At 73.3% G+C, this 16,883-nt stretch carries 14 protein-coding genes; all 14 read right to left on the bottom strand.

Features of this window, described 5'->3' with window-relative positions:
* Nucleotides 1–161: 161 nt before the first annotated feature.
* The 14 genes from ACIBBA_RS24625 to pyrR all read right to left on the bottom strand — a co-directional run bounded on the left by ACIBBA_RS24625 (nt 162) and on the right by pyrR (nt 16,699).
* The gene (locus ACIBBA_RS24625) at nt 162–2,072 is read right to left on the bottom strand and encodes a primosomal protein N' (protein ID WP_396700315.1); all 1,911 of its coding nucleotides are present in this window, start codon (nt 2,070–2,072) and stop codon (nt 162–164) included.
* A 59-nt stretch (nt 2,073–2,131) separates the two neighbouring features.
* Complete coding sequence (gene metK, locus ACIBBA_RS24620; RefSeq protein WP_357059915.1) at nt 2,132–3,325, bottom strand: methionine adenosyltransferase; 1,194 nt, start codon at nt 3,323–3,325, stop codon at nt 2,132–2,134.
* A gap of 86 nt (nt 3,326–3,411) precedes the next feature.
* The gene (gene coaBC, locus ACIBBA_RS24615; protein WP_396700314.1) at nt 3,412–4,620 is read right to left on the bottom strand and encodes a bifunctional phosphopantothenoylcysteine decarboxylase/phosphopantothenate--cysteine ligase CoaBC; all 1,209 of its coding nucleotides are present in this window, start codon (nt 4,618–4,620) and stop codon (nt 3,412–3,414) included.
* Nucleotides 4,621–4,634: 14 nt separating this feature from the next.
* A complete protein-coding gene (rpoZ, locus tag ACIBBA_RS24610; protein ID WP_025617742.1) occupies nt 4,635–4,901 on the bottom strand; it encodes a DNA-directed RNA polymerase subunit omega in 267 nt (88 codons plus the stop codon).
* Between the two features lie 51 nt (nt 4,902–4,952).
* Nucleotides 4,953–5,486, bottom strand: coding sequence for a guanylate kinase (locus tag ACIBBA_RS24605; RefSeq protein ID WP_350870986.1), 534 nt, complete (start codon nt 5,484–5,486; stop codon nt 4,953–4,955).
* A 25-nt stretch (nt 5,487–5,511) separates the two neighbouring features.
* Complete coding sequence (gene mihF / locus ACIBBA_RS24600) at nt 5,512–5,829, bottom strand: integration host factor, actinobacterial type (protein WP_007458370.1); 318 nt, start codon at nt 5,827–5,829, stop codon at nt 5,512–5,514.
* 178 nt (nt 5,830–6,007) lie between these two features.
* A complete protein-coding gene (gene pyrF, locus ACIBBA_RS24595) occupies nt 6,008–6,844 on the bottom strand; it encodes an orotidine-5'-phosphate decarboxylase (RefSeq protein ID WP_396700313.1) in 837 nt (278 codons plus the stop codon).
* Nucleotides 6,845–6,923: 79 nt separating this feature from the next.
* Nucleotides 6,924–8,198, bottom strand: coding sequence for an adenosylmethionine--8-amino-7-oxononanoate transaminase (locus tag ACIBBA_RS24590; protein WP_396700312.1), 1,275 nt, complete (start codon nt 8,196–8,198; stop codon nt 6,924–6,926).
* Between the two features lie 206 nt (nt 8,199–8,404).
* A complete protein-coding gene (locus ACIBBA_RS24585) occupies nt 8,405–9,442 on the bottom strand; it encodes a quinone-dependent dihydroorotate dehydrogenase (RefSeq protein ID WP_396700311.1) in 1,038 nt (345 codons plus the stop codon).
* Nucleotides 9,439–12,786, bottom strand: coding sequence for a carbamoyl-phosphate synthase large subunit (gene carB / locus ACIBBA_RS24580; RefSeq protein ID WP_396700310.1), 3,348 nt, complete (start codon nt 12,784–12,786; stop codon nt 9,439–9,441). The genes ACIBBA_RS24585 and carB overlap by 4 nt, the downstream gene beginning before the upstream one ends.
* Entirely contained in the window at nt 12,779–13,921 is a 1,143-nt protein-coding gene (gene carA, locus ACIBBA_RS24575; RefSeq protein ID WP_396700309.1) for a glutamine-hydrolyzing carbamoyl-phosphate synthase small subunit, read from the bottom strand. Before carA ends, carB begins: the two co-directional genes overlap by 8 nt.
* Nucleotides 13,918–15,195, bottom strand: coding sequence for a dihydroorotase (locus ACIBBA_RS24570; RefSeq protein WP_396700308.1), 1,278 nt, complete (start codon nt 15,193–15,195; stop codon nt 13,918–13,920). Before ACIBBA_RS24570 ends, carA begins: the two co-directional genes overlap by 4 nt.
* Complete coding sequence (locus tag ACIBBA_RS24565; RefSeq protein ID WP_350871005.1) at nt 15,192–16,118, bottom strand: aspartate carbamoyltransferase catalytic subunit; 927 nt, start codon at nt 16,116–16,118, stop codon at nt 15,192–15,194. The genes ACIBBA_RS24570 and ACIBBA_RS24565 overlap by 4 nt, the downstream gene beginning before the upstream one ends.
* Nucleotides 16,115–16,699, bottom strand: coding sequence for a bifunctional pyr operon transcriptional regulator/uracil phosphoribosyltransferase PyrR (gene pyrR / locus ACIBBA_RS24560; protein ID WP_396700306.1), 585 nt, complete (start codon nt 16,697–16,699; stop codon nt 16,115–16,117). The genes ACIBBA_RS24565 and pyrR overlap by 4 nt, the downstream gene beginning before the upstream one ends.
* Nucleotides 16,700–16,883: the final 184 nt, after the last annotated feature.

The raw sequence follows: 16,883 nt of genomic DNA, 5'->3' as shown, positions 1-16,883 counted from the left end.
GATCACCGGCTGATTGACATCGTCGACCTGGCGTCGGTCCGACGCGCTCCCGCCATCGTCGCGCCGTCCGTGCGCCCGGGCATGACGGGCGATGCTACCACCCGTTCGCCAGCCTCCCGCCGCACGCGGCGTGCGACGCAGCGCAGCTCACCCGGCCGAGGTCAGAAGAGGCTGAGCGGGTCGACCTGCAGCCGGACCGGGTCCGCGGCCTTGCGGGCGCTGCGCGCGCCGGCCGCCGTGTGCAGCGCGTCGGCCAGCGCCCCGGCCCGGGCGCGAGGCACCCGGACCAGCATCCGCTCCCGCTCGCCGTCGGCCGGGACCGGCCCGAGCACCTCGGCCTCCGCCGGCAGCCGGGCCTCGGCGAGCAGGTCGGCCACCGCGGCCGGCAACCCGGTCACGCTGGCCATCCGGACCGCCGGTGGGAAGCCCAGCTCACGTCGCTCGGCCAGTTCCCGGCCGGCGAACCAGCCGGCGTCCCAGCGCAGCAACGCCTGCACCGGGGCGAGCGCGCCGTCGGCGACCACCACCACCCGGCCGCCGGCCCCGGCCGGTCGGGCCAGCGCCGCCGCGGCCAGCCACCGGCGCAGCGCCTCCTCCCCGGCGCGCAGGTCGGCCCGGGTGAGCAGGGCCCACGAGTCGAGCAGCAGCACCGCGCCGTAGCCTCCCTCGGCGACCGGCTCGGCCCCCGGGGTGGCGATCACCAGCCCGGCGCCGCCGGGCACGGCGGTGAGCACCTCCTCCCGCCCCGAGGTGCGCACCGGCACGCCGGGAAAGGCCCGCCCGAGTTCCTCGGCGGTGCGGCGCGCGCCGGTGACCGCGGCCCGCAGCCGCCGTCCGCCGCATTCGGGGCAGGCGTAGGCGGCGGCGACCCGGCCGCACCAGCGGCAGGCGGGGGTGCCGGTCGCCGACGGCAGGGCGAGCGGGCCGGCACAGTGCGGGCACCGGGCCGGGGTGCGGCAGTCGGCGCAGGAGACCGACGGCAGGTAGCCACGGCGCGGCACCTGGACCAGCACCGGTAGCTCCGCCCGGAGCGCGTCGCGGGCGGCGGTCCAGGCCAGGCTGGGCAGCCGGGCGGTCGCCGCGCCCGGGTCCCGGGCCAGCTGCGGGTCGTCGCCGGCCGGCGCGATGGCCGGGGTACGCGACCGCACGGTGCCCCGGTCGGCCACCACCTCCCGAGCCCAGCCGGTCTCCAGCAGCAGCTGCGCCTCGGCGGTGCGGGCGTACCCGCCGACCAGTGCGCCGGCCTCGGCGAGCTGGGCCCGGGTGAGCAGCACCTCCCGGGCGTGCGGGTACGGCGCCCGAGGCTCGGCGTGCAGGTCGTCGCCGTCGTCCCAGACCGCGACCAGACCCAGCCGGGCGACCGGGGCGAACATGGCGGCCCGGGTGCCGATCACCACCGGCACGTCGCCACGGCGGGCGGCCAGGAAGGCCCGGTAGCGCCGGGCCGGGCCGAGCGCGGCGGAGAGGCTGACGTGTCGCCCCGGGCCGAGGGCGGCGCCGACGGCGGCGTCCAGCCGGTCCAGGTCCCGGTTGTCGGCGACCACCACCACCGCGCCCCGGCCGCCGGCCACGGTCGCGGCCACCGCGTCGGCGTAGCGGGCCGCCCAGTCCTCCCCCGGCAGCGCCGACCAGACCGCGCGGGGCGCCCGCCCGTCGGTGAGCGCGCGCAGGTAGGCCGGCCCCGCCGGGTAGTCGCGCCAGCCGGCCGGCTCGGGCGCCGGCAGCGGCTCGACCGGCGGGGGCGGCTCGTGCGCCTCCTTCTCCACCCGGGCGTGCCGTGGCGGCACCGCGAGCCGGAGCACGTCGGCGAGGCTGCCCGCGTACCGGTCGGCGACCGCCCGAGCCAGCCCGGCCACCTCGGGCGAGAGCACCGGCTCCGGGGAAACCACCTTCTCCAGGTACGCCAACCGGCCGGTGTGCCCGGAGCCGTCGGTGCGCTCCAGCAGCCAACCGTCGACCAGTTGGCCGGCGAAGCGGACCTTCACCCGGGTGCCCGGCGCGGCCAGCTCGTCCAGCTCGGCCGGGACCAGGTAGTCGAAGGGCCGGTCCAGGTGGGCGAGCGGGACGTCCACGCAGACACGAGCGACCGGCGACCCGTCCGCGGGTCGCCGGTCGCTGCGCGTGGTGCCGGTCAGGCTCCCGCAGCCGACTTGAGGTCGGCGGCCCGGTCGGTGCTCTCCCAGGTCAGGTCGGGCAGTTCCCGGCCGAAGTGGCCGTACGCCGCGGTCTGCCGGTAGATCGGGCGGAGCAGGTTGAGGTCGCGGATGATGGCGGCCGGCCGCAGGTCGAAGACCTCGCCGACGGCCTTCTCGATCGAGGCGACCGGCACGGTCTCGGTGCCGAAGGTCTCGATGAAGAGGCTGACCGGGTGCGCCTTGCCGATCGCGTAGGCGACCTGCGCCTCGCAGCGCTCGGCCAGGCCGGCGGCAACCACGTTCTTGGCCACCCAGCGCATCGCGTACGCGGCCGAGCGGTCGACCTTCGACGGGTCCTTGCCGGAGAAGGCGCCACCGCCGTGTCGGGCGTAGCCGCCGTAGGTGTCGACGATGATCTTGCGACCGGTCAGCCCGGCGTCGCCCATCGGCCCGCCGATCTCGAACCGGCCGGTCGGGTTGACCAGCAGCCGGTAGCCCTCGGTGTCCAGGCCGAGGCTCTCCAACTCGGGGGCGATGACGTGCTCCCGGACGTCCGGGGTGAGCAGCGACTCCAGCGAGATGTCGGCCGCGTGCTGGCTGGAGACCACCACGGTGTTCAGCCGGACCGGGCGCAGGCCCTCGTACTCGATGGTGACCTGGGTCTTGCCGTCCGGGCGCAGGTAAGGGACGGTGCCGTCCTTGCGGACCGTGGCGAGGCGGCGGGCCAGCCGGTGCGCGAGCGCGATCGGCAGCGGCATCAGCTCGGGAGTCTCCGAGCAGGCGAAGCCGAACATCATGCCCTGGTCGCCGGCGCCCTGCGCGTCCAGCGCGCTCTCCGACGACCCGGTACGCAGCTCGAAGGCGTTGTCGACGCCCTGCGCGATGTCCTCCGACTGGGCGCCGATCGAGACGCTGACCCCGCAGGAGGCGCCGTCGAAGCCCTTCTTCGACGAGTCGTAGCCGATGTCGAGGATCGTCCGGCGGACGATCGTCGGGATGTCGGCGTACGCCTTGGTGGTCACCTCACCCGCGATGTGCACCTGCCCGGTGGTGATCATGGTTTCCACCGCGACCCGGCTACGCGGATCCTCCGCGAGCAGCGCGTCGAGGATTCCGTCACTGATCTGGTCGGCGATCTTGTCCGGGTGGCCTTCCGTGACCGATTCGGACGTGAAGAGGCGGCGTGTCACGGCACTCCTAAGCGTATGAAGGTCGTTCGCGGCAGTGTAGTCACCGCCGGCGGGTGCGGCGGAGGTGGTCAGGTGCGTTCCAACCCTCAGGAGTGACCGGCCAGTTGCGTCACGACGAGATCCCAGACGCCGTCGGCGAGGTCTTCCTTGGACTGCTCGGGCATCCGGTTGACCGAACCGTCGACACCGATGACGGTCGCCGCGTTCGTGTCGGCGCCGAAGACCTTGTCCGTCCCCACCTCGTTGATGACGATGAGGTCGGCCCGCTTGCGGGCCAGCTTGGCCCGACCGTTGGCCTCGGCGTCGCCGGTCTCCGCGGCGAACACCACCAGCACCTGCTCAGGGCGACGGCGCTGGCCCAGCTCGGCGGCGATGTCCGGGTTGGTGACGAGCTCGATGGTGGGCGCACTACCGTCGTCCGCCTTCTTGATTTTGCCAGGCGCGTAGACGGCGGGGCGGAAATCGGCCGGAGCAGCGGCCATCACCACGGCGTCGGCCTCGACGGCCGCCTTGAGGGTCGCCTCCCGCAACTCCTCGGTGGTGCCCACCCGGATCAGGTCGACCCCGGCCGGGTCGGTGAGGGCGACGTTGGCCGCGATCAGGGTGACCCGGGCGCCCCGGGCGACCGCGGCGCGGGCGAAGGCGTAACCCTGCTTGCCGGAGGACCGGTTGCCGAGGAACCGCACCGGGTCCAGCGGCTCGCGGGTGCCGCCGGCGGTCACCACCACGCGGCGGCCGGCCAGATCGGCGGGCGCGTCGACGCCACGGGAGAGCACCCGCCGCGCCACCGCGAAGATCTCCGCCGGATCGGGCAGCCGACCCTTGCCGGTGTCGACTCCGGTCAGCCGGCCGACGGCGGGCTCGATCACCCGGACGCCGCGGGCGCGCAGCGTGGCGACGTTGGCCACGGTGGCGGGGTGCTCCCACATCTCGGTGTGCATGGCCGGGGCCAGCACCACCGGGCAGCGGGCGGTCAGCAGCGTGTTGGTGAGCAGGTCGTCGGCGAGGCCGTGCGCCGCCCGGGCCAGCAGGTCGGCGGTCGCCGGCGCGACGACCACCAGGTCGGCCTGCTGGCCGAGCCGCACGTGCGGCACCTCCTGCACCTCGGACCAGACGTCGTCGGCGACCGGCTGGCCGGAGAGCGCCGCCCAGGTCGGCGCTCCGACGAAACGGAGCGCCGACGCGGTCGGCACGACCCGGACCCGGTGACCTGACTCGCTGAAGAGCCGCAGCAGCTCACACGCCTTGTAGGCGGCGATGCCGCCACCGACTCCGAGGACGATCCCGGCGGACATCGCGGTGCGGCGGGTTACGGCTGGTCGGTCGGCTCGGCGGTGAGCAGGCCGGAGTTGATCTCGCGCATGGCGATGGAGAGCGGCTTCTCCTGGGGGGTCGTCTCGACCAGCGGTCCCACGTACTCCAACAGGCCCTCACCGAGCTGGCTGTAGTAGGCGTTGACCTGGCGGGCACGCTTGGCGGCGAAGATGACCAGCGCGTACTTCGACGTCGTCTTCTCGAGGAGCTCGTCGATCGGCGGGTTGGTGATGCCCTCGGGGTTGGTGGCGATGGATCCCACGAAATAACCTCTGCGTCTTTAGTACCGCGCGGACGCGGTGCTGACCCGCTCCTAACCGAGCACGCCCGGTCGGGCCGGAGTCGGATAAGAAGAACCGAGCAAGCCTACCAGCTCATCAGCGACGCGATCGGTCAGGTCGTGCGTGAGGGCGAGTTCGAAGGACGCGGCGACGGCCGGCTCGGGGCGGTGCCCCGGCGGGCAGAGCAGCACCAGCCGGACGGCGGAGAGGCGCTCCCGGACGGCCAGCGCGCCCGGGACATCGAGCGGCAGCAGTACCGGCTGCCCGGCGGCGAGCCGGGAGCGCAGCGGTTCGTAGGGGGTTCCGCGCCGGTGCGGCCCGGTGCGGGACCACTCCAGCAGGGCACCGGACTCGATCATGCGGTCGAACTCGGCCGGGGTGTGGAAGATCCGCTCGAGCCCGTCGACCTCGCCGGCGCGGCGGGGCCGGGTGGTCACCGGCACCGGCCGCCACACGGACGGAGAACGCGCCCGGACCAGCTCGACGACACTCTCCCGGCCGGCACCCGAGGGGCCGGCCAGGACAGTGAGCCGAGCCACCGGGCGCGCCTCGCCATCCGTGCTCACTGCTTGTTTCTACACGCTGCCATTCTTAGTTGGCGGCGAACTCTCCAAGCAGTGCCTTGCGCTGCTGCTCGCCGAGGCCACGCAGGCGACGGCTGTCAGCGATCTTGAGCTTCTCCATGATCTGGGTGGCCCGGATCTTGCCGATGCCCGGCATCGCCTGGAGGACGGCCGACACCTTGAGCTTGCCCACGACGTCGTCGGACTCGGCCCGCTCGAGGACGGCTCCGAGGGTGGTCTTGCCCTGCTTGAGCTGCTCCTTCAGCTCAGCACGGGCCTTGCGGATCTCCGCGGCCTTCTCCAGCGCGGCAGCGCGCTGTTCGGGGGTCAGTGACGGGAGCGGCACCAGTTCTCCTCAGGTCCCTATCGCGACGGGCGGGGCGCACCGCCGCATCTGTGAAACGTGGTGTCGCTGTGAACCAAGGGGTCCGTGGTTCCCAGCGCGGGGAAAACTAGCGGTCAACGGAGCTTTCGGCAACGTGGGCGCGCCATGATCATCGCAAAGTGACCGAGCCGTCAGTCAGTCAGCGGGCCGGCAGGACCGCCCGGCAGTCGGCCAGCACCCGCTCCGCGGCGGCCCGCAGCGCGACCGGGTCGGGGCCCGCGCCGAGCACCTCACGGGAGTACGAGGGAAGCACCGCGGGCAGGCTGGCACCGAAGACGGTACGCAGATCGGCGGCCGTCGCGCCCTGCGCGCCGAGCCCGGGCGCGAGCAGTGGACCCCCCACCTGGGACAAATCGTGACCGGTGTCGCCGATGGTCGCTCCGACCACCAAACCGAAGCTGCCGAGCGGGTCCGCACCCGCGTTGAGCTGGGAAATCTCGTCGATCACGGTCTGCGCGACGGTCCGCCCGTCGGGGGTTCGGGCGTGCTGCACGGCGGCTCCCTCGGGGTTCGAGGTCAACGCCAGGACGAAGACGCCGCCGCCGTGCTCGGCAGCCAGCTCGAACATCGGAGCGAGCGAACCTACTCCCAGGTAGGGGCTGGCGGTGACCGCGTCGACATACAGCGGGCTGGATGGATCAAGGTACGCCGAGGCGTACGCGCGGACCGTCGAGCCGATGTCGCCACGCTTCGCGTCAAGCAGAACGAGCGAGCCGCGATCCCGTAACTGTCGGATAGTTGACTCAAGAATCCCGACGCCCCGGGCCCCGAATCGCTCGAAGAAGGCCGACTGGGGCTTGACCACCGCAACCCGGTCACCGAGGGCGTCCACGACGGTCCGGGCGAACCGGTCGAGCCCGTCGACGTCGTCGGGCAGTCCCCAGCGGGCCAGCAGACCCGGATGCGGATCGATGCCGACACAGAGCGGTCCCCGCTCGGTCACGGTCCGGTGCAGCCGGGCGCCGAAGCTCTCCATCCGTCTCTCCCTCTCCTCGCTCTCCTCACACGGACGGCCGGTGCCGTCCGCGTACCGCCCGGGTGGCCGCGCCGACGGCTCAGCCGGCCTTCACCGCCGCCGCCACCCCGGTCGCTATCCGGGCCAGGTCGGCGTCGTCGGTCACGTACGGCGGCATGGTGTAGATCAGATCCCGGAACGGCCGGAGCCAGACCCCCTGGGCCACCGCCGCGGCGCTGGCAGCGGGCAGGTCCACCTCGTGGTCCAGCTGCACCACCCCGATCGCGCCGAGCACCCGCACGTCGAGCACCCCGGGCGCGCCGCGTAGCGGCTCCAGGCCGGCCCGCAGCCCCGCGCCCACCCTCGCCACCTCACCCGCCCAGTCACCGGCCCGCAGCAGGCCGATGGAGGCGTTGGCCACCGCGCAGGCGAGGGGGTTGCCCATGAACGTCGGGCCGTGCGCCAGCACGCCGTCGGCGGAGATCCCCCGGGCGATCTCGGCGGTGCAGAGCGCGGCCGCCAGGGTGAGGTAACCGCCGGTGAGCGCCTTGCCGACGCACATCACATCCGGGACCACGCCGGCGTGCTCGGCGGCGAACATGGTGCCGGTCCGGCCGAAGCCGGTGGCGATCTCGTCGAAGATGAGCAGCACCCCGTGCGCCCGGGTCGCCTCGCGCAGCACCCGCAGGTACTCCGGGTGGTGGAAGCGCATTCCGCCGGCGCCCTGCACCACGGGCTCCACGATCACCGCGGCCAGCTCGTCCGCGTGCCGCTCGACGGCCTCCGCCAGCGCGGCGCAGTAGGCCGGGTCGGGCGGGGCGTCGAAGCCGCTCGGCGGGATCGGCGCGAAGACCTGCCGGGGCAGCACGTCGCCCCAGAGGTGGTGCATGCCGCCCTCCGGGTCGCAGACGCTCATCGGGTGGAAGGTGTCGCCGTGGTAGCCGCCCCGCCAGGTGCCCAGCCGGCGGCGTTCCGGCCGGCCGGTGGCCCGCTGGTACTGCAGGCACATCTTGACCGCGACCTCGACGCTCACCGAGCCGGAGTCGCAGAGGAAGACTCGCTCCAGCCCGTCCGGGGCGAGGTCGACCAGCGTCTCGGCCAGCCGGACCGCCGGCTCGTGGGTCAGCCCGCCGAACATGACGTGACTCATCCGGCCGAGCTGGTCGGTGACGGCCGCGTCGAGCACCGGATGCCGGTAGCCGTGGATCGCCGCCCACCAGGACGACATCCCGTCGACGAGTTCGCGGCCGTCGGCCAGCCGCAGCCGTACGCCCTGCGCCTCCGCCACCACGTAGGGCGGGCTGGCCGGTGGCAGCGGGGCGTACGGGTGCCAGACGTGCGCCCGGTCGGCGGCCAGGATCTCCTCGGGTGTCACGGGCTCTCCTTCGTACCGTCGGAACTGGCGGTGGCACCCGACCGGGCGACCACCGCGCGCCTTCTTTGCTCTGCTTCAGCGGAGGCGACAGCCGATGTCCGGAGAGCGGACGGCGGCCGTTGCCGGGGTTGAAGCAGAGCAAAGGATGCGAACGTGGATGCGGACGTACGCGCGGACGGTCCAAGCGGGACCGGCCGCCGACTGGCTCACCGGCGCGCGGCCGGGGCCGGCGTCGGGGCGGCGGCCCGGGCGGCCGCGCGCACCAGCGCCGGACCGCGGTAGATGAAGCCGGTGTAGAGCTGCACCAGGCTGGCGCCGGCGTCGAGCATCCGCGCGGCGTCGTCCGGGTCGAGGATGCCGCCGACCCCGATCACCGGCAGCCGGCCACCGGTCTCCCGGTGCACGAAGGAGACCACCGCCCGGGCCCGCCCGGTGAGCGGCCGGCCGGAGAGCCCGCCGGTCTCCGCGCCCCGGGGCTGGTCCGCGGCGGCAAGGCCGTCGCGGGCGAGCGTGGTGTTGGTGGCGATCACCCCGGCCGCGCCCCGGGCCAGGCAGACCTCCAGCAGCTCGGCGATCGCCGGCTCGGTCAGGTCCGGTGCGATCTTCACCAGCACCGGCTTCTCCCCCACCAGCGCCGCCAGCAGCGCGTCCAGGTGCGCCCGGTCCTGCAGGGAACGCAGGCCCGGAGTGTTCGGCGAGGAGACGTTGACCGCGAAGTAGTCGCCGTACCCGCGCAGGGCCTGGTACGAGGCGAGGTAGTCGGCCACCGCGTCGTCCAACGCGGTCACCTTGGACTTGCCGAGCGAGATGCCCAGCGGCACACCGATCGGTCGGGGCAGCGCGGCCAGCCGGGCCGCCAGGGCCTCGGCGCCGGCGTTGTTGAAGCCCATCCGGTTGACCACGGCCTCGCTCTCGCGCAGCCGGAACAGCCGGGGCCGGGGATTGCCCGGCTGACCGTGCGCGGTCACCGTGCCGACCTCGACGAAGCCGAAGCCCAGCGCCGGCCAGGCGGGCAGCGCGACGCCGTTCTTGTCCATCCCGGCGGCCAGGCCGACCGGGTTGGGGAACTCGACGCCGAACACGGTCCGCGGCGCGCGCACCGCGTACCGGGCCCGCAGCGCCGCGAGCAGCGCCGGCCGCCGGGACACCCCAACGAGCCGGCGCAGCGTCCACTCGTGCGCCGCCTCTGCGTCGCCGCCGCCGATCCGGAACAGCGCCGGCCGCACCGCCCGCTCGAAGATCACTGCTGGGCCCGCAGCGCGGCGTGCAGCTCCTGGAGGGGACGGACCTGCATGTCGCCGCGGATGCGGGCCTCGATGCCCATCACCGCCGCCGCGGCGCCGGGCACCGTGGTGATGCACGGGATGTCCGCGGTGACCGCGGCGCTGCGGATCTCGTAGCCGTCGGAGCGGGCGCTGGCGCCGGAGCCCTGCGGGGTGTTGACCACCAGGGCCACGTCGCCGCCGAGGATCAGCGAGACCGCGTCCTCACCCTCACCCGTCTGGTAGTGCTTGCGGATCTGCTCGCAGGCGATGCCGTGCCGGCGCAGCACCTCGGCGGTGCCGGTGGTGGCGACGATCTGGAAGCCCAGGTCGGCCAGGCGCTTGATCGGGAAGATCATCGCGCGCTTGTCCCGGTTGGCCACCGAGACGAAGATCTTCCCGTCCGTCGGCAGCGAGCCGTACGCGGCCGACTGCGACTTGGCGAAAGCGTGCCCGAAGTTGGTGTCGATGCCCATCACCTCGCCGGTGGACTTCATCTCCGGGCCCAGCAGCGAGTCGATCCCCTTGCCGGAGCGGGTGCGGAACCGCTTGAACGGCAGCACCGCCTCCTTCACCGCGATCGGGGCGTCCACCGGCATGGCGCCGCCGTCGCCGTCGCGCGGCAGCAGACCCTCGGCGCGCAGCTCGGCGATGGTGGCGCCGAGCGCGATCCGGGCCGCCGCCTTGGCCAGCGGCACCGCGGTCGCCTTGGACACGAACGGCACGGTGCGCGACGCCCGCGGGTTCGCCTCCAGCACGTAGAGCACGTCGTCCTTGAGCGCGTACTGCACGTTCAGCAGGCCACGCACCCCGACCCCCCGGGCGATCGCCTCGGTGTACCGACGCACCTCGGCCAGGTGCGAGCCGGCCAGGGTGATCGGCGGCAGGGCGCAGGACGAGTCACCGGAGTGGATGCCGGCCTCCTCGATGTGCTCCATCACCCCGCCGAGGTAGACCTCGCCGTCGGCGTCGCAGAGCGCGTCCACGTCGATCTCGATGGCGTCGTCGAGGAACCGGTCCACCAGCACCGGGTGGTCCGGCGAGATGTCCGTGGCCCGGCCGATGTAGTCGCGCAGGGTCGGGTCGTCGTAGACGATCTCCATGCCCCGCCCGCCGAGCACGTAGGAGGGACGCACCAGCACCGGGTAGCCGATCTCGTCGGCGATCGCCTTCGCCTCGTCGTACGAGGTGGCCATGCCGTGCGCCGGGGCGCGCAGCCCGGCCCGGGCCAGCACCGCGCCAAACGCGCCCCGCTCCTCGGCGAGGTGGATCGACTCCGGCGAGGTGCCCACGATCGGCACCCCGGCGTCCTTGAGCCGCTGCGCCAGGCCCAGCGGCGTCTGCCCGCCGAGCTGCACGACCACCCCGACCACGCCCGGCCCACCGGCCGCCCGGCCGGAGGAGTCCTCGGCGTGCCAGACCTCCAGCACGTCCTCGAAGGTGAGCGGCTCGAAGTAGAGCCGGTCGGCGGTGTCGTAGTCGGTGGAGACGGTCTCCGGGTTGCAGTTGACCATCACGGTCTCGAAGGCCGCCGCCCGCAGCGCCTGGACCGCGTGCACGCAGGAGTAGTCGAACTCGATGCCCTGCCCGATCCGGTTCGGGCCGGAGCCCAGGATCAGCACCTTCGGCCGGTCCGACCCGACGACCTCGGTCTCCTGGTCGTAGGACGAGTAGTGGTACGGGGTGGTCGCCTCGAACTCGGCCGCGCAGGTGTCCACGGTCTTGTAGACCGGGCGGATGTCCAGCCGGTGCCGCAGGGTCCGCACGCCGTCCTCGGCGGCGAGTTCCGGGCGCAGCGCGGCCAGCTGCCGGTCGGAGAGGCCGGCGCGCTTGGCCCGGCGCAGCAGCTCGGCGTCGAGCACCGGGGCGGCCACGATCTCGTCGCGCAACTCGACCAGACCGGCGATCTGGTCCAGGAACCACGGGTCGATCCCGCCCGAGGCGGCAGCCACCTCGGCGATCGAGGCGCCCAGCCGCAGCGCCCGCTCGACCGTGTAGAGCCGGCCGTCGTGCGGGACACCCAGCGCGGCCAGGGTGTTCTCCCTGGTGGCTCCGCGCGGATCCGGGACGCTCCAGAATCCGCCCGCCTTGGTCTCCATCGAGCGCATCGCCTTGTTCAGCGCCTCGCTGAAGTTGCGACCGAGGCTCATCGCCTCGCCGACCGACTTCATCGTGGTGGTCAGCTCCGGGTCCGCGCCGGGGAACTTCTCGAAGGCGAACCGGGGGATCTTGACGACCACGTAGTCCAGCGTCGGCTCGAAGGCCGCCGGGGTCTTCAGGGTGATGTCGTTGGGGATCTCGTCCAGGGTGTAGCCGATGGCCAGCTTGGCGGCGATCTTCGCGATCGGGAAGCCGGTCGCCTTCGACGCCAGCGCGGAGGAGCGGGACACCCGAGGGTTCATTTCGATCACGACGATCCGGCCGTCGGCCGGGTTCACCGCGAACTGGATGTTGCAGCCGCCGGTGTCCACCCCGACCTCGCGCAGCACCGCGATGCCCAGGTCGCGCAGCCGCTGGTACTCCCGGTCGGTCAGGGTCATGGCGGGAGCGACGGTGACGCTGTCGCCGGTGTGCACGCCCATCGGGTCGATGTTCTCGATCGAGCAGACCACCACCACGTTGTCGCGGCGGTCGCGCATCAGCTCGAGCTCGTACTCCTTCCAGCCGAGCACGCTTTCCTCGATCAGCACCTCGTGCACCGGGCTGGCGGCCAGGCCGTCGCCGGCGATGCGGGCCAGATCCTCCGGGGTGTGCGCCATGCCCGAGCCCAGCCCGCCCATCGTGAACGACGGCCGGATAACCACCGGCAGGCCCAGCTCGGCGACGGTCGCCTCGACCTCCTCCATCGAGTGGCAGACCCGGGAGCGGGGCACCAGGGCGGCCGGGTCGTCGATGCCGAGCCGGACGCCGGCCTTGGCCACGATCTCCTTGAACAGCTGCCGGTCCTCGCCGCGGTTGATCGCGTCGATGTTCGCGCCGATCAGCTCCACGCCGTACTTCTCCAGCACGCCGGCCTCGTGCAGGGCGACCGCGGTGTTCAGCGCGGTCTGCCCGCCCAGGGTGGGCAGGATCGCGTCCGGGCGCTCCTTGGCGATCACCAGCTCGACGAACTCGGGGGTGATCGGCTCGACGTAGGTGGCGTCGGCGAACTCCGGGTCGGTCATGATCGTCGCCGGGTTGGAGTTGACCAGGCTGACCCGGATCCCCTCGCTGCGCAGCACCCGGCAGGCCTGGGTGCCGGAGTAGTCGAACTCGCAGGCCTGGCCGATGACGATCGGCCCGGAGCCGATGACCAGGATGTGCTTCAGATCGGTCCGCTTAGGCATTGCTGCGCCCCTCGATGAGCTCGGCGAAGCGGTCGAAGAGGTAGTCCGCGTCGTGCGGGCCGGCCGCCGCCTCCGGGTGGTACTGCACGGTGAACGCGGGCACGTCCCGCGCCCGCAGCCCCTCGACCACGTTGTCGTTGAGGCAGACGTGGGACACCTGGACCCCGCCGAACTCGGTGTCGATCACCTGGTCCGGGACGACCACCCCGGCGCCCGCGCCCGGCACCTGCACCGCGAAGCCGTGGTTGTGGCTGGTCACCTCCACCTTGCCGGTGGCCCGGTCGAGCACCGGCTGGTTGATGCCGCGGTGCCCGTAACCCAGCTTGTAGGTGCCGAAGCCGAGCGCCCGGCCGAGGATCTGGCTGCCGAAGCAGATGCCGAAGAGCGGGATCTTGCGGCTCAGCACCTCGCGGGCGAGCGCGACCGGCCGGTCAGCGGTCGCCGGGTCACCCGGGCCGGGCGAGAAGAAGACCGCGTCGGCGCCGGTCGCGAGCAGCTCCTCGATGCTGGAGCCGGCGGGCAGCACGTGCGTGGTGACCCCGCGCGCGGCCAGCCGGCGCGGCACGTTGCGCTTGATCCCGAGGTCCAGGGCGGCGACCGTGTACCGGTGCTCGCCCTGCGCCGGCACCACGTACGGCTGGGCGGTGGTCACCTCGGCGGAGAGGTCCGCGCCCACCATCTCCGGGGCCTGCCGGACCCGGGCGAGCAGCGCCCGCGGGTCGTCCTCGACGCTGGAGATGCCGACCCGCATGGCGCCCCGCTCACGCAGGTGCCGGGTCAGCGCCCGGGTGTCGACCCCGCTGATGCCGACCACACCCTCGGCGGCGAGCCGGTCCTCCAGCCCGCCGGTGGCCCGCCAGTTCGAGCCGATCCGGGCCGGGTCGCGGACCACGTAGCCGGCCACCCAGATCCGGGCCGACTCGTCGTCCTCCGCGTTCACCCCGGTGTTGCCGATGTGCGGTGCGGTCTGCACCACCACCTGCCGGTGGTAGGAGGGGTCGGTGAGGGTCTCCTGGTAGCCGGTCATACCGGTGTTGAAGACCGCCTCGCCGAAGGTCTCCCCGACGCTGCCGTAGGCCTCGCCGGAGAAGGTCCGCCCGTCCTCCAGCACCAGAATCGCTGGACGCCTCTTCACTTCGTTGCCTTTCCGTCGAGGACCGTCGGCTCGCCGTGCAGGAAGGTCGCCACGACGCGACCCGGCAGCGTCATGCCGGCGTACGGGGTGTTACGGCTGTGGCTGGCCAGCTCCGCGGGTTCGACCACCCGACGGGCGGCCGGGTCGACCAAGGTGAGGTTGGCCGGCACGCCGGGCGCCGGGTCGAGGCCGTGCGCGTCCAGCCCGGCGATCCGGGCCGGCGTACGCGACATCCGCTCGGCGATCAGGTCCCAGCGCGGGCCGAGCACGTCGAGCGCGATCGAGAGCGCCGTCTCCAGTCCGAGCATCCCCGGCCGGGCGTACGCCCACTCGCATTCCTTGTCCTCCACCGCGTGCGGGGCGTGGTCCGTGGCGACCACGTCGATCACGCCGTCGACCAGCGCGGCGCGCAGCGCGACGATGTCCCCGTTGGTGCGCAGCGGCGGGTTCACCTTGTAGACCGGGTCGTACGTCTCGGCCCGGTCGTCGGTGAGCAACAGGTGGTGCGGGGTCACCTCGGCGGTGACCCGGACCCCGCGGGCCTTGGCCTGTCGCAGCACCTCGACGCTGCCGGCCGTGGAGACGTGGCACACGTGCAGCCGGCTGCCGACGTGCTCGGCGAGCAGCACGTCCCGGGCGATGATCGCCTCCTCGGCCACCGCCGGCCAGCCGGTCAGCCCGAGCCGGGTGGAGACCTCACCCTCGTGCATCTGCGCGCCCTCGGTCAGCCGGGGCTCCTCGGCGTGCTGGGCGATGATCCCGTCGAACGCCTTGACGTACTCCAGCGCCCGGCGCATCAGCTTCGGGTCGGCCACGCAGTGCCCGTCGTCGGAGAAGATCCGCACCTTGGCCGCGGAGTCGGCCATCGCGCCGAGCTCGGCCAGCCGCTCGCCGGCCAGCCCGACGGTGACCGCGCCGATCGGCTGCACGTCCACCAGGCCGGCCTCCCGGCCGAGCCGCCAGACCTGCTCGACCACCCCGGCGGTGTCGGCGACCGGGGAGGTGTTCGCCATCGCGCAGACCGCGGTGTACCCGCCGAGCGCCGCCGCCCGGGAGCCGGACTCGACCGTCTCGGCGTCCTCGCGGCCCGGCTCGCGCAGATGGGTGTGCAGGTCGACCAGGCCGGGCAGGGCGACCAGCCCGGCGGCGTCGACCACGGTGGCGTCGGCGGCGGTCAGACCGGCGCCGACCTCGGCCACGACGCCGTCGCGGATCAGCAGGTCGGTCGGCGCGGCGCCGAGCACGCTGACTCCCTTGACCAGGTACGCGGTCATGCGTTGTTCCCCCCGAGCAGCAGGTAGAGGACGGCCATCCGGACGGAGACCCCGTTGGTGACCTGTTCGACGATGGTGGAGCGGGGCGAGTCGGCCACCTCGGGCGTGATCTCCATGCCCCGGTTCATCGGACCGGGGTGCATGACGATCGCGTGCTCCGGCAGCCGGCGCATCCGCGGCCCGTCCAGGCCGTAGCGGCGGGCGTACTCGCGGGCGGAGGGGAAGTAGGAGTCGTTCATCCGCTCCCGCTGCACCCGCAGCATCATCACCACGTCCGCGTCGGGCAGCGCCGCGTCGAGGTCGTAGCAGACGGCGGTGCCGGGGGCGAGCGCCTGGGCGATGTCGACGGGGATGAGCGTCGGCGGCCCGACCAGCGTGACCTTGGCGCCGAGGGTGGAGAGCAGCAGCACGTTGGAGCGGGCGACCCGGCTGTGCAGCACGTCCCCGACCACCGTGACCGACAGGCCGGCCAGCCGGCCCAGCCGGGACCGCATGGTGTACGCGTCGAGCAGCGCCTGCGTGGGGTGCTCGTGGGTGCCGTCGCCCGCGTTGACCACCGACCCGTCGACCCATTCGGCGAGCCGGTGCGGGGCGCCGGAGGCGGGGTGGCGGACCACCACCGCGTCGGCGCCCATCGCCTGCAGGGTCAGCGCGGTGTCCTTGAGGCTCTCGCCCTTGGTGACGCTCGACCCCTTCGCGGAAAAGTTGATCACGTCGGCGCTGAGTCGCTTCGCCGCCGCCTCGAAGGAGATCCGGGTGCGGGTGGAGTCCTCGTAGAAGAGGTTCACCACCGTCCGGCCACGCAGTGCGGGCAGCTTCTTGATCTCCCGGCCGGCGACGGTGGACATCTCCGCGGCGGTGTCCAGGATCCGGGTGGCGGTGGCCGCGTCCAGGTCGGCGCCGGAGAGCAGGTGCCGGATCATGCGGGGTTACCTCCGTACAGCTTGACCCCGTCGACGCCGTCGGTCTCGGCGAGCGTCACCTTGACGCTCTCGGAGAGCGCGGTGGGGATGTTCTTGCCGACGTAGTCGGCCCGGATCGGCAGCTCGCGGTGACCGCGGTCGACCAGGACGGCGAGCTGCACCGAGGCCGGCCGGCCGACGTCGTTGAGCGCGTCGAGGGCGGCCCGCACGGTGCGGCCGGAGAAGAGCACGTCGTCGACGAGGATGACCCGCTTGCCGTCGATGCCGCCGGGCGGCAGCTGGGTCGGTCCGACCGCGCGGATCGCGTGCCGGCGCAGGTCGTCGCGGTAGAGGGTGATGTCGAGCACACCGACCGGAACGGCCATGTCCTCGAAGGTGCTGATCCGGGCGGCGAGCCGCTTGGCCAGCGGAGCGCCCCGGGTGGGAATGCCGAGCAACACGGTGTCGGCGGCACCCTGGGTCTTCTCCAGGATCTGGTGGGCGATCCGGTCGACCACGCGCTGCACGTCGGCGCTGGCGAGGATCACCTTCACCGAGGGTTGCCGCGCGGTCGGCGACTGGGCAGCCGGTGGGCAGGCCACGGCGGACCTCCTTCCCCGCCTCACGGGACGGGTCGTTAAAGGATGTCGGACACCTCCGGGCCGGCCGCGAAGGGCGACGCCGGGGCTTCACGCCACGTTACCAGTGGTCACCGGGCCGATCGCGGCGGCCCGCTGACCATCGGATCAGGCCGGCGAAATGGGGATAACTCCCCCCGTGCTCCCC

It is taken from the genome of Micromonospora sp. NPDC051006 (assembly GCF_044456245.1).
Taxonomy (GTDB): domain Bacteria; phylum Actinomycetota; class Actinomycetes; order Mycobacteriales; family Micromonosporaceae; genus Micromonospora.
Note: the sequence above shows the minus strand (reverse complement) of the source record. Positions and strands in the feature narration are given on the sequence as shown.

What these genes read in the sequence shown, in the direction of transcription:
- ACIBBA_RS24565 (WP_350871005.1), bottom strand. Translation starts at nt 16,118, where the DNA reads ATGATCCGGCACCTGCTCTCCGGCGCCGACCTGGACGCGGCCACCGCC.
- carB (WP_396700310.1), bottom strand. Translation starts at nt 12,786, where the DNA reads ATGCCTAAGCGGACCGATCTGAAGCACATCCTGGTCATCGGCTCCGGG.
- pyrF (WP_396700313.1), bottom strand. Translation starts at nt 6,844, where the DNA reads ATGGAGAGCTTCGGCGCCCGGCTGCACCGGACCGTGACCGAGCGGGGA.
- coaBC (WP_396700314.1), bottom strand. Translation starts at nt 4,620, where the DNA reads ATGTCCGCCGGGATCGTCCTCGGAGTCGGTGGCGGCATCGCCGCCTAC.
- ACIBBA_RS24570 (WP_396700308.1), bottom strand. Translation starts at nt 15,195, where the DNA reads ATGACCGCGTACCTGGTCAAGGGAGTCAGCGTGCTCGGCGCCGCGCCG.